Below are 13,104 nucleotides of genomic sequence, written 5' to 3' on the forward strand. Positions count from 1 at the left end.
TAATTATTTATCTAAAACTACTGGTGAATTGCTTTCATCATATTGCTTAAGCAGGTTAAAAAAATCAATTTCTTCTAAACTTTCTTTTAGCAACTTAAATTCAGGATCGGTTAAATCCACTAATGGAAGCCGGCATGGGCCTAAATCATAACCAAGCATTTTCATAATAGCCCGCTGGGCAGGTATAGGCGAAAATTTAAAAAGGATCCTGATCATTTGTACCATCTTAGCTTGTATAGCCCTTGCTTTTGAAATATCCCCGCTTCTAAATAAATTAATAATATCGTGATAAAAAGGTACTGCGAAATTATACGTACTTCCAATAGCACCCCTGGCTCCTACTGCTAACGCGCTTAAAAGCATTTCGTCGAATCCGGAAAGGATGTCAAATTTACCATTATCATAATCCAGACAAGATTGGTATTCATATAAGGTTGATGCTGTATATTTAATACCAGCCAGATTTGGGACTTTTTCTTTACAAGCATCCAGAAATTCGATCAGGTCAACATTTCCTGTAAATGCCGGTACATGGTAATAATAATAGGGTAAAGATGGGGCGGCTGATGCTATTTCAGCTATACAATTTACCAGGTTGTGTAAAGAGTTTGGCTTGAAGTAAAAAGCGGGAACCGATGAAATAGCGTCTGCACCTATAGATGCAGCATGTGCGGCAAGCTTTTTAGATTCAGTAACGGCAGTATGCCCTACATGAATAAATACAAGAATCCGGCCTTTTGCACTCATTACAAATTGCTCTGCTACCTGCATCCTTTCATTAATTGTCATATTTAGCCCTTCACCATTAGTGCCACATATAAATATCCCTTTTAACCCATCCGAAATCATTTTTTCAACAAGTAATGGGATCATTTTTAGGTTTAATGAGCCATCGTTGTTAAATGGCGTAAAAACAGCTGCGATAAGTCCTTCAATTTTTCTCATAATCAATAATGCTTATATGTTATACATATATACAAATATGTAATTTATTTTTGATAATTAATATTTTATTTAAAAGTTAGCGAGATATATTAGATTACAATTGATGCGCATTTAAATGTTCAATTTCATGCGTCTTTTAAGAGAGCCAGCGAGCCTTCGTTTAACAAAAGATAATAGTAAATTTGTAGCTTTATATACTACATAAAACATATTTATGACTGATATTAATAAATCTGCCCCGAAGATTGAAAAAACAGGCAGTGAGCTTTTTGATCTGGAGCCCCTGGTTAGTATTAATATGACCGACCAGGTTGAAGATAAATTAAGGAATTATTTTATCCACAGAAAATTTAAAGCTGGTGATACACTGCCCAAAGAAATGGAATTGGCCGCGGCTTTAAATGTAAGCAGAACCATAGTACGCGAGGCCCTAAGCCGGTTAAAGATGTTAGGGATGATTGAATCGCGCAAAAGAAGGGGTATGATACTAACCGAACCCGATATTTGGAGCGGTTTTATTAAGATCGTTGATTCTAAACTGCTCGGTGAACGGGCACTGAAAGAATTATTGGAATTACGTTTGGTAATTGAAATGGGGGTAAGCGAGCTATTGTTTTTACGAAGAAATGAGGCTGATTTAGACGCGCTCGAAAAAATCGTAATTATGGAGGAAGATAAGGCTAAAACCCCTGCTGATCATGCCATATACGACGTAGAATTTCATAAAATTTTATATCATATGTCGGGAAATGAAACTCTCTATAGATTTCAGAAAATGTTAGGCTATGTATTTAATTATATTGTAGGCGCTATGAGTACGGTAAATGAAAAAGATCGTGCGGTAACAGTGACACATAGAGACTTGCTTAATATTCTTAAAAATGGGGATCCAAGAACATTCCAAGATGCAATGCACAAACATTTAGCGCCTTATTATAAGTTTCTATTATCGCCTAAATAAAAATTGGAAAATTTTTCAATATAAACCAAAATCAGATAAGGTGAGAACTCTATCTATAAAGTTTCAGTTATTTTATTGTTTAATGCTTCCAGTTTAAACCTATTTATTGTTTATAAAAAAACTTTCCGTATTTAAAATAATACCTTGTTTCTTGCAAAACTCAAGAATAGCCCGCCGCCCGAACTTGCCTATTAAATGGATCCGATTTAAATCCTGATAGCTCAGCAGGGAAAGTTCAAAAACGGTATTAATACCAATATTCGACAATGCATTTTTTGTTAATGTCGTAAAACAGGTTAAATCCTTAATTAAAACGTCCTCCTGTTTATATTCAGCAACGGTTTCGTTCATGAGTAACATTGTAGTGTTATGATTTTGTAGCATTACCTTTATTACTAATTGTATTGATTTATTTGAATTATTTTCGAGCTTTTAATATAAGATCGACTATAGGTGTAGGGTTTGGCAGGCTATGCGGATGATGGTGACCATTGGGCTTATGTATCACAGTGATATTACCACCCAATGCTTTTACTTTTTGTTCAAACGGCAGGGTATTTTCTTCCATAGGCACCGTTTCATCGGCATCACCGCAAACATGCAGCATAGGATATTTGCCTTTTACTATTTTTTTAATTTTATCTATAGGGCTATTAGCAAAGGAAGCCACACCTTCTTCCGAAGTAATTTGGTAATCCTTTTTGAAGGTTTCCCAATTGGTCGCACTGCCTGGCCCTTTACCTTTACCGCCCGGCCAGCTTTTTAAGTCGAGTACAGGATTATCGGCATAAACAAAAGCTACCTTTTTGGGATTTTCTGCTGCCCAATTATAAACGTATACCCCACCCCGGCTCATACCTTCCAGTACCCCTTTTTTAGCCAGGCCGGCTTTTCTTAATAGGGAATAGTAATCGTTCCATAGGCTAACTGCTTTTTCGTTGCCAAACAATTCAGCCACATCACAATATACTATATGATACCCCCGTTCCAATAAAGCAATTTCCACCTGTGGTTCAGTACCCCAAAACCTTGCACGCCAAATCCAGGAGTGATTTTTATCAGACCATTTAGGTTTAACTATTTTACAGTTGCGACCGTTATATTTAAAATCGGCACATTGGTAGCCGTAAAACGAGGTAATCTTTTTTGCACTATCTATTTTGCTGAAAACATCATACTCTCTATCCTGCTTTTGCTTAACTAATTCGGCTAACCTATTGGCAATAATGGCCAAACCTCTTTGGTCGGGATGCACCTGATCGGGAAGGTACTGCGCTTTATCAATTAGCAATGAATGGAGATCGATAACTTCCAGATCCAGATCATACGCAACCTGCTGAATGTCGGGTATAATTTTCCTGGTGATTATCTGGTCCCATATTTGGGCGGTATCTGCCTTAAAAGAGGGTACCGGGAGCAGCAATACCACCCTTGGTTGCGAAGCAAGCTGGGTAAATGAACGCACAAAAGCTTTATAATCATCTACAAACTCGTTCAAATAACCTCTGTTTATCAATTTGGTGTCGTTAGTGCCCAATTTAATAAACACAATATCCGGCTGGCTTTTTAAGGCATGCTGATATTGCTGCGTGTTCCAGTAAGGCGCATTCCCCTTACGGAGCAACGTAGTACCGCTTACGCCATAGTTAGTAACCTGATACTTTTCGCCTAATAAAGCTTGTAATTGTGCCGGGTAAGCATCTTTTGGTTGGTTATAACTGCCACGACCCAAAGTAATACTGTTACCAATGCAAGCTATTTTAATTTTAGACTGCCCAAAGCCCGGGCTTAGCCCCAAGCTAACTTGAATAAATAAAATAATTGATAATATATTTTTCATTTGTACATTTTTTATATGATTATGTGTTGTGACGCCGGCACCAATCCATTATCCGGTAATTATTTTAACATCCATATACAACTATCTTCCAGCTTTACATTTTGGTTTTGGGCAACCACCCTAACGGTGTTGCTACCATTTTTTAATAAGATGTTATCCCATATCACCCTATGTAACGAATCGGCGCTCTTTCTTCCGAATGACACTCCGTTCAGAAATAGTTCGGCATCCGGAAAATTGGTATACACTTTTATAGCAGTTGCCGTTACCGTCCTGTCTGTAAACCTGCGTTCTGTTATATACACCATTGGCTCTGTGTTCCAATTGGCTTTATAGAAGTAAAAAGCGTCCTTTACAATTTTCCGGTCATAGGTAACTAAACCTTTGTCATTGATCCCATTATCATCACCTTCGTCTCTGATAGCAGAACCGAAATCTGCCAGCACCCATATAAATTTACCCCATATATATTTCCTGGTGTTTAACTGCTCCCAATTCTTTTCATGGAATAAAGTTTGCCATTCTTCCGGGTGAAACTTACCTCCGGCACTTGGTCGCACTAACGGATAAGCGTGTTTGTAAGGACTTGCACCGGCCCCATACTCGCTAACGGCGATTGGTTTTAACGGATATTTGCGATGCATTTTATCTGCCCATTTGCCCAGATCATCAGGGACACCACCATACCAGCCATAGTATTTGTTCCAGGCAATCAGATCAGTTACCTCATTAAACGAATCATTATCCAAAAAGGAGGCACAGGTTGTCAGGCGGGTTGGATCTTCTTTTTTTGCAACTTTTTTTAATGCTGTTAAAAACGGAATTGGATCATCATAATCTAATTTCAACTCGTTAAACAAGCCCCAAAAACAGATTGACGGGTGGTTATAATTTTGTCTTATAAGCTCAACAAGTACGTCTTTAGCATGTTGTTGCAATAAAGGGTTGGCTATATACCCCGGCCCGGTATAACCCCCAGGGCCAACCAACGGGATCTCTGTCCATACGATGAGCCCGTTACGATCACACAGCTCATAAAAGTATTTTCCCTGGGGGTAATGGGTTAAACGTAAGGCTGTAGCACCAATTTTTTTTATTAAATTGATATCCGTGTCTTCATCAGCAGCAGTTAATGCCGAACCTTTACCTTCAACATCTTCATGACGCCCCAGCCCATGTAAATCCAGATACTTCCCATTTAGAAAGAAGCCATTTTGTGCATCTACGGAAAAATATCGAAATCCTATTTCTTCGTTCACGCTGTCCGATACTCTATTTCCGTCTAACAGCTCTACCCGGGCATGGTATAGGTAGGGATCTTCTTTACCGTTCCATAAATGGGGCTTATCTATTAAAAGCTGCTGATAGGCTACCGAGTCATTGGTTATATCAGTAGTTTTTGTTAATACTTTGGCACCAGCGTTTGTAAACAGGGTTGTCCTAAGCTTTAACCCTTGATGATGCCCTTTTAATGAAAGTTTAACCTGGGCTTCAACCGCCGCACTTTGTTTGGAGACTCTCTTTTGAACAAAGTATACCCCTGAAGAAGCATGATCCAGCGGACTGATGCAGTTCTTTTCTTTTATCAAAAGAGCAACGGGCCGATGAATGCCACCATAAACGTTAAAATCTCCGGATAAGGGCAATACATCCATGCGGTAGGCATTACTTACCTGTACAGTAATGGTATTTTCCTGATTAAATACTAATTGATCTGTAATTTCAAAACAGAACCGGGTGTAGCCGCCCTTGTGCTCTCCTGTAAATTTTTGATTTATAAAAACATCGGCAACTGAATTTGCACCTTCGAAATAAAGAAAAACCCGCTTGTTTGCCCATTCGGGTTTTAAAAAAAGCTTTTTGATATATGTTCCTGATTGCCGCGTATAATTCATTTTACCTGCCTTAGCTTCATTGGCATTCCAGGTATGGGGTAAAGTTACCTTAGATAAATTGGGCTTGGGGCGAACGTCGTAAGTGAAATAAAAACTCCAGTTATCATTCAACGGGATACTTCCATCAGGATTTCTATCCTGGGCATATACCCTTATCCTGGCTATCATTAGCGCCGAGATAAGGATATAAATAAACAGAAGTTTCTTTCCCATATTTATATTATTCAATTGCTTTGGTCTGATTTTTTCTCTGGCAGCAGAACACTGAATAAGTACCCTGTGGCTACGCATAATAATATTGCTAAAACCGGATATAAGAAGAAGTTCATAACATTAGCTGCCTGTATAAAATAGAGTGCTGCAGAACTAACGATAAAACCTATTAATATTCCGTTACCATTGATCTTGGGAAAAAATATACCGGCTACAAACATCCCTGCCAGGCAACCGCCAAACAAACCGATAATTTTTAAATACTGGTCGAAAATGGAGGCATCCTGACGGGTGACCAGGTAAATAGCGATCATACAGCCTAATACGCCTAATACCAAAGTAGCCTTTCTGGCAAAGGCAAAGCATTCCTTATCCGTGCTGTTTGATTTATATGGTTTATAAAAATCTGTAGTGATCACCGTCGCGATAGAGTTCATGCTCGAACCGATGGTTGACATGGTTGCTGCAAACAATCCCGCGATTACTAGCCCGGATAAACCCGCAGGAAGTTGATGAGAAATAAACCATGGGAATACATCATCGGTTCGCCCGTGAGGGTTTAGCATAGTTGGATTGTGACGATAATAAACCCAAAGCGCTGTACCCACGCTAAAAAAGATCAATGATGCCGGAATAACTAATATAGCATTGGTATAAATTGATCGCCTGGCTTCCTTTTCGGTAGCGGTTGTTAAATATCGTTGGACAACAACCTGATCGGAGGAATAAGTAACCAACTGAGTAAGAAACCCGCCAATAAAAACAACCCATAAAACCGGCTCCATATGGTTCCAGCTTAGTATTCCTACTCTCAATTTGTTATGGGTTGCCGCTTCTTTTATAATTTGCGTCATCCCGCCATCTACGGAATGTGCTATAAAAACCAGGGTTAATAAGGCCCCGCCAAGTAGTACGCCCACCTGCATTACTTCCGTCCAGATAACTGCTTCTATGCCCCCCGATATACTATAGGCTGTGGTAATTATGCTTGTACCAATGATGCATAACCATATATCTACACCGGTAACGGTACTTAGTACTAACGCGGGTAAATAAATAACGATGCCCAAGCGGCTGATCTGGAAGATGACGAAATTTAAACTTCCTAAAAATTTAACCTTTGCATTAAATCTAATTCCAAGATATTCATATACGCTGGTTATTTTTAATTTTCTGAAGTAAGGCAGATAAAAGTAAATAATAACCGGAGCAACCGCTACGATCATTAAGTTGCTTAACAGATAAATCCAATCGGTAGCATAGGCCTTAGCGGGTATGGCTATAAATGTTAAAGCGCTTAGCTTTGAACCGAAAATACTTAAGCCTGCCGCCCACCAGGGAATTTTATTACCGCCAAGGAAAAATTCACTCGTGGTATTCTTCATATTCCGGGATACAACAACACTTATTGCTATTACCAATAAAAAGTATATCCCAACAACAGTCCAGTCTAATAATTTGAAAGCACCTGCAGGCTGTACAGGAGAAACTATTAATACATTTGGGGTACGTGTTGCCGGCCTAACCTCGCCACCCGGAAATACCGTGCTACCACTCCAGGTAACCGCGGCCGTTGTTACCGGCGCCCAAAGATTAATATGATTATTTTCTTTAGGGAAAGATGGTATTTTGCCGAGTACAGACCAGGTATCGGTCACGATATTATAATCCCATATTTTAGTCGAAAAACCCGGATGCGCATCTTTTAACGCTCCCATTTTAGGAGCAAGGAGACCATTATCACCACCAAAAATCAGTAAGTGCGTTTGGCCGGATGAATTAGCCGGCGATGGCGCTGCAGCCACAGATTCGGGTACGGAGGCGATTTTTTTCCAGCCATGTATCGCTGAATAGCAATACGCATCCGAAAGGTATTTTCTTTTACCATCAATTAACTCAACCCCGCTAAAAAGATAAAAGTTTCCTTCCTGTGTGCCCGCCACACTTAACATGCGCGATGGGCCGGACCAGGAAGGGAGTACTTTCCAGGTATTAGCTTTTGACGACAGATCAAGCGACCAAAATATACGCTCTGTAGCAGTTGAGCCCGGGTCTTTAATCCCTCCCGCCATATATACCACATTCCCAATAACCACTCCCGCCGAATTGGCAATAGCGCCTGGCAACGGCGGCAATTTATCTAACTGAATTTGGCCGTTGATGTATTTTAGGATAAAGGCATCGGCATAATTGTCTTTGCTATTGCTTCCTCCTAAACAAATTAAATTGCCATTCCATGTAATAGATACACCATATCCCAGCGGTCTTGGTAATTTGCCTGCTTCTTTCCATTTACCGTTGGGTTTATCCAACACGAAAACTTTATCGGTATAAACTTTAGACGCGCCCGTCCATGGCTTACCCCCGTTGGGAAAATTTGATCCTCCCGCTACTACCAATACGCCATTAGATACGCCGGCAAAAGACCCTGCAAAGCCAACTGGGTCTGGTATAGGTGGTAATTTATCCCATTTCAAAAAAGATTGCCCCAGCACATTTGTATTAAAAATGACAGCTATTAAACCTATTAATAATTTCAAGAAATATCTTTTCATGTCTGTTTATCCGATTACGGCCAATCAGTATTATCTACGAGCTATCTTTTTAGCCATTTTATCTGTTTCAGACAATTTGAACCTTACACTGATAATTGAATTTTTATTGGGGCCGGGCCTGTACTTGATATAGGTAGTAGTTACAAATGTATTGTCGGGCAGTTGCTCCAGGCCAGCATATCCGCAATCGTAACTATTGTAGCTGTGTAATAGTTTAATACGATACTGGCCTGCGCGGCCTTTAATAATATCATCATAGGTACCTACCCAGGCTACAAAATGGTCTTTCGTTGGGCTTAGCGGACCAACATCCCTAAACGTAACCACTAATCTTCCGTCTTTGGCATAATGCGGATTATGCCTGTCGCCAAATAACCCGGGGGTTGTTTCCTTTGCTTCAGACCAATGCTTGCCCTCATCATTGCTAACCATATATAGCGCGCCCAGTTTACGCGCGTTTTCCCTAAGCAAACACAGCAGTTGTTTACCATCAGGCGATCTGATAATGCCTGGTTCGCTTGGGCTTAGTCCGGGTATCTTGAGTACGATCTCCCATGGCGACCAGGTAAAACCACCATCTGCGGAGATGCTTTGGCCAATTAAATTCCCTTTTTCATCGGTAGCGCCAGGAGGTTTTATGTTAGCCTGGGCCAGCAATTTTTTGCCACCTTCAATCGGTATAACGCTGGAAAACGGTACAATGGTAGTTAACCCGATACCTTTCATTGGCGTCCATGTTTTGCCGTCATCTTCAGAATATGATTCGTTAATTGTTCGTTCAGGCCCCCGTACAGCAAATACAAATAAGCGATAATGTCCATCGGGGCCAGGCAAACGATAAATTGTCGGGGCGTTATATACCTTTGTCCAATTATCCGGTGTATTTAATAACGGACTCCAGGTTTTTCCGCCATCATCGCTCCTTTTCATCGGTCCGCAAGGGCCTGCATGCCCATGTGTCCATACACAAAATATGGTTTTTCCATCAGGCATCAGTACAGTTGAAGGATGACCCTGATAAACGTCCGGCGTTCCGCTCTCAACAATAACCTGTCTCGAAGTATCAGCGGAGAGATCTATGGTCGGGATAGTTACATGTCTATCTTTAACCGTATCTACCTGGGCTACACAACTGTTAGCTATATATAGTAAAGGTAGTAGTAAATAAATAAATATAGTTTTCATAGGTTTACTTTTTTCTCCAGGGGTTTTGCATCGAATCCTTGCGTTGAAGGTCTGTGGCATTTTTATCTGTGGCATATGTTATGCTTAAAAGTAAATATCCATGACGGTCAAACGTCAATTCGGAGATCGGGCGCAAAACAGTTTGATATGATGACGGATACCCACCGTGTTGATAATTAATACTCAGATAGGTATCGGAAAGGAATGATACCTTTTCTAAATTATGATGTATATTGTTTTTGATTAACGTTACTGACTTACTATACAAAATATTATTGTTTGGTTCCGCAGTAAAATCAGGGTCGGCTTTATCATCGACACCCAAAATATAAGGGCCATAGTGCAAAACGCCTTTGATAGTACCCTTGATTTCCGAAATCGGGATATTTTCTCCAGAAGCAGTTATAATCGCTTTTTTCAGTAAAAAACCAATGCTGATCCGATCATCTGCTTTGATCGCTCTATTAAAGGAAATATATCCGTTTGCAATATTGGGGACCTCCTTTTTGCCGTTAATGTAGCAAACGGCATTTGATGCCCAGCCCGGCATTCTGAATAGTATTTGTTTATTGATTTGACGTATTTGAAATTGATAAAACAAGGTATCGCCTGCTTTTTTAAATCTTTGTATAGCGATATCCGCGTCCTTACTTTTATAATTAACATCCAGGTACAGGTCGACTTTGATTTTTGAAGAAGCGTTGTTAATGATATAGTTTTGCTGTACATCATACAACGCCCTTAAACCATGCATTGTACAACACCACCAGGCTGCATGTAAATAATGGGGTTCGGAGCCGGTTTCCGTAATGATATGGTGCCCAAAATCACCTGTATAATACTGATTGAAAAAAAGCGCATTAAATAGTGCTAACTCACCTTTTTCAAGATATTTTACTTCGCCTGTGACTTTATAAAGCCCTAATGACAAACGCACAAAATCAGCGGTTGAACAACCTTCATCACGCTCGATCGCGTCTTTTCCAAAATATTCTCTTACGCTACCGAATATAGTATAGTCCCCTGATGCAATAAGGTTATCATAAGCATTTTTTACATAGGTTAGATCAGCGGCATTTTTATCATAATCATACAACATCAATACGCCCCTTAAAGTGGTCAAATACCCATGGCTATGTTGTTTACCACGATCTGGAAGCAATTTGTATGCTTTTGATGCTTGTTCAGAATATTTATGATCTCCTGTTAATTGAGATAGTGTTACTAAACCTTCAATAAATTGAGTTACACATATAATTCCTGTGGCGCCGAAGCCATCCAGCCTTTTAACAATTTCGGGAGCAGCACAAACGCCATAAGCTTTTATGAAAAAATCGCCTAACTTCACTGCTGCTGCTAAAACTTCTTTATCATGATAACGGTTATAATAGGCCAATAACCCTACTAACATACGTCCGTTACCCCATAACAAGGCCATGTGCTGTTTTCCGATCTGATCTTCTGAAAATATAAGTCGCTGGTCGCCAAATCTGCCATCTGGCCCTTGGTATTTAATGGCATCTTTTACTAATTGATGAAGGTTTACTTTCGTCCTATTTTCGCCCATTAAAGACATTACTTCAATATATCTCCCGGAAAGATCCCCACTGAAATTATAAAACCTTCTTGCATTATCGTGTTCGATGTTTACATCGGCCAAAATGAATTTTTCAGTAAATACAGGCTTATATACATTTTCCGTTAACCGTCTATAAGCCATATTTATGCGGTAGGCTAATTCGCCGGCTGCGCGGCCGTTAACCTGCGCTATCCCATAGGTGGCATGTATAAACATCAATAATGCCATACCAATAACCCTTCTTTTTATTTGCTTCATGCTCATTGATATGAATTTATTTAATCACAAAAGTTTTTACATCGCCCTGTATAGTGATATCCGGATGCATTACAACTGCCCTAAACTCGTACTGTTTGTTTTTTTGCAACCCTTTTAACGGAATGACATAATCGCCTTCATTATTTTTTTTAATATACGCGGTGCTGTTCCATTCGGTACTATACAAATTTTCCGCGAAGCCGCCATACAAGCGGTATTCGAAACCAACACTTACCTCAGGCACCCTGCCTTTTTTAATCAGACTGCCTTTTAACATCACCTCATCATTTTGTATCACAACATCGCCGGTTACAATAATAGGTGGATCAAGCGCCGGTTCAATACCTTCCAACTTAATGGTGATGGGATCAGGCCATTTATTGTTATCATATATCCGCTGGGCCCTGACTACCGACAAGTGAAGGCCATCGGCTTTTTGCTCAAAACGGCACGACGCGTCTTCCTTATTCCGGTATTCTATAACCTGGCTATTTTGACCAAGTACCGATATTTTAGTTGACGCGGTTGATCTGACAGATTTGAGTATAATTTCCTTACGCTCGCCCAGGGCCCAATTGGGTTGTTTGGTTACAATGGCATATACCGTCTTTTTATCTTTTGATGCCGTAAACCAAATGTTATTTTCACGTACAATTATCCATGGACGCACATTTTGTATGGCTTCAGCATTTATAAAGTTCCAGGCAGCCATTTCTCTCAAGTTAACCTCCTCTTCGTATGGGATGTAACCGTCGGGATGCGGCCCCACGTTTAAAAGAAAATTCCCTCCTTTTGCACGTGCTTCAATTAGTAATTCAATTAGCTTTCCGCCTGTTTTTATATTATCGTTAGTTGGCTTGTAATTCCATTGTGTCCCCATCGTAATACATGATTCCCAAAATTGATCCAGGGCCACACCTGGCAATGTTTGTTCGGGCGTGTTAATCGCGCCTCTTGTTATAACCACATTTGGCTGAAGCGTCCAGGCAACCTCTTTACAGGGTTCTTTAGGTTCACCATCAATAAACAAAACATCTATTTTGCCGTAATTGGTAAAAAGTTCGGTAGTTTGTTGTTTCACCAATGCTTTATAGGCCTTTAATTCGCTTTCTTTAAACTTAATATCACCACGCTTAATTAATATTTTATGGTCGTACAAAAACTTAAAATCTTCCGGCGAATAATAAATTCCCACGGCTAAACCCGCCTTACGCACGCCTTCCACATATTGTTTTAGCAAATCTTTGCCATAGGGTGTATGCATGATATTAAAATCGGTTGATTTTGTATCCCAAAAACAAAAGCCCGAATGGTGTTTTACCGTAAAAACGATATACCGCATGCCTGCTAATTTGGCCAGTTTGGCTATCTCATAAGCATTAAATTTATATGGATCAAAAGTTTTGGGTAATTCATTATAATATCGACGTAAATAATCATCAGATGCGCCAACCAATGAATGACTGATGGTTATACCCAACTGGGCATCGACATTAAAATGTATAAACATCCCAAAACCTTTATCGCGTAACCATTCCTGTCGCTGCGGATTATTTCTGTTGCCAGAAAATTTATTATCATCTGTCTCCTTTTGCGCAAACCCTTTTAATGTACAGCAGCCGATAAACAGAACACTGATATAAAATTTAATCCGATGCATATATTGGGATGTT

Annotated in this window: 9 protein-coding genes; 1 reads left to right on the forward strand and 8 read right to left on the reverse strand. The window is 39.8% G+C overall.

Annotated elements, in window-relative coordinates; genetic code table 11:
• Positions 1–3 precede the first annotated feature (3 nt).
• Positions 4–945 carry a dihydrodipicolinate synthase family protein gene (locus IRJ18_RS12345; protein WP_194106503.1) on the reverse strand — a complete coding sequence of 314 codons (942 nt, stop codon included), beginning with the start codon at positions 943–945 and terminating at the stop codon, positions 4–6.
• 214 nt (positions 946–1,159) lie between these two features.
• On the opposite strand from IRJ18_RS12345, the gene IRJ18_RS12350 reads away from it, so the two are divergent.
• Entirely contained in the window at positions 1,160–1,906 is a 747-nt protein-coding gene (locus tag IRJ18_RS12350) for a FadR/GntR family transcriptional regulator (RefSeq protein WP_194106504.1), read from the forward strand.
• 99 nt (positions 1,907–2,005) lie between these two features.
• Here IRJ18_RS12350 and IRJ18_RS12355 read toward each other — a convergent pair whose 3' ends face one another.
• From IRJ18_RS12355 to IRJ18_RS12385, 7 genes are all read right to left on the reverse strand, one after another.
• Entirely contained in the window at positions 2,006–2,257 is a 252-nt protein-coding gene (locus IRJ18_RS12355; RefSeq protein WP_194106505.1) for a hypothetical protein, read from the reverse strand.
• Positions 2,258–2,324: 67 nt separating this feature from the next.
• Positions 2,325–3,746 (reverse strand): GDSL-type esterase/lipase family protein, encoded by a 1,422-nt coding sequence (locus tag IRJ18_RS12360; protein WP_194106506.1) that lies wholly within the window; start codon positions 3,744–3,746, stop codon positions 2,325–2,327.
• Positions 3,747–3,805: 59 nt separating this feature from the next.
• Positions 3,806–5,854 carry a glycoside hydrolase family 2 protein gene (locus tag IRJ18_RS12365; RefSeq protein WP_228072719.1) on the reverse strand — a complete coding sequence of 683 codons (2,049 nt, stop codon included), beginning with the start codon at positions 5,852–5,854 and terminating at the stop codon, positions 3,806–3,808.
• Positions 5,855–5,865: 11 nt separating this feature from the next.
• Positions 5,866–8,409 carry a sodium:solute symporter family transporter gene (locus tag IRJ18_RS12370; RefSeq protein WP_194106508.1) on the reverse strand — a complete coding sequence of 848 codons (2,544 nt, stop codon included), beginning with the start codon at positions 8,407–8,409 and terminating at the stop codon, positions 5,866–5,868.
• Between the two features lie 30 nt (positions 8,410–8,439).
• Entirely contained in the window at positions 8,440–9,594 is a 1,155-nt protein-coding gene (locus IRJ18_RS12375; RefSeq protein ID WP_194106509.1) for a sialidase family protein, read from the reverse strand.
• A gap of 4 nt (positions 9,595–9,598) precedes the next feature.
• The gene (locus tag IRJ18_RS12380; protein WP_194106510.1) at positions 9,599–11,431 is read right to left on the reverse strand and encodes a beta-L-arabinofuranosidase domain-containing protein; all 1,833 of its coding nucleotides are present in this window, start codon (positions 11,429–11,431) and stop codon (positions 9,599–9,601) included.
• 16 nt (positions 11,432–11,447) lie between these two features.
• A complete protein-coding gene (locus IRJ18_RS12385) occupies positions 11,448–13,091 on the reverse strand; it encodes an alpha-L-fucosidase (RefSeq protein ID WP_194106511.1) in 1,644 nt (547 codons plus the stop codon).
• Positions 13,092–13,104: the final 13 nt, after the last annotated feature.

Source organism: Mucilaginibacter boryungensis, from assembly GCF_015221995.1.
Taxonomy (GTDB): Bacteria; Bacteroidota; Bacteroidia; order Sphingobacteriales; family Sphingobacteriaceae; genus Mucilaginibacter; species Mucilaginibacter boryungensis.

Bases quoted from the DNA above. Each gene is read 5' to 3' on its own strand.
- IRJ18_RS12355 (WP_194106505.1), bottom strand. From the start codon at position 2,257: ATGAACGAAACCGTTGCTGAATATAAACAGGAGGACGTTTTAATTAAG.
- IRJ18_RS12350 (WP_194106504.1), top strand. From the start codon at position 1,160: ATGACTGATATTAATAAATCTGCCCCGAAGATTGAAAAAACAGGCAGT.
- IRJ18_RS12365 (WP_228072719.1), bottom strand. From the start codon at position 5,854: ATGGGAAAGAAACTTCTGTTTATTTATATCCTTATCTCGGCGCTAATG.
- IRJ18_RS12345 (WP_194106503.1), bottom strand. From the start codon at position 945: ATGAGAAAAATTGAAGGACTTATCGCAGCTGTTTTTACGCCATTTAAC.
- IRJ18_RS12380 (WP_194106510.1), bottom strand. From the start codon at position 11,431: ATGAAGCAAATAAAAAGAAGGGTTATTGGTATGGCATTATTGATGTTT.
- IRJ18_RS12360 (WP_194106506.1), bottom strand. From the start codon at position 3,746: ATGAAAAATATATTATCAATTATTTTATTTATTCAAGTTAGCTTGGGG.
- IRJ18_RS12375 (WP_194106509.1), bottom strand. From the start codon at position 9,594: ATGAAAACTATATTTATTTATTTACTACTACCTTTACTATATATAGCT.
- IRJ18_RS12385 (WP_194106511.1), bottom strand. From the start codon at position 13,091: ATGCATCGGATTAAATTTTATATCAGTGTTCTGTTTATCGGCTGCTGT.
- IRJ18_RS12370 (WP_194106508.1), bottom strand. From the start codon at position 8,409: ATGAAAAGATATTTCTTGAAATTATTAATAGGTTTAATAGCTGTCATT.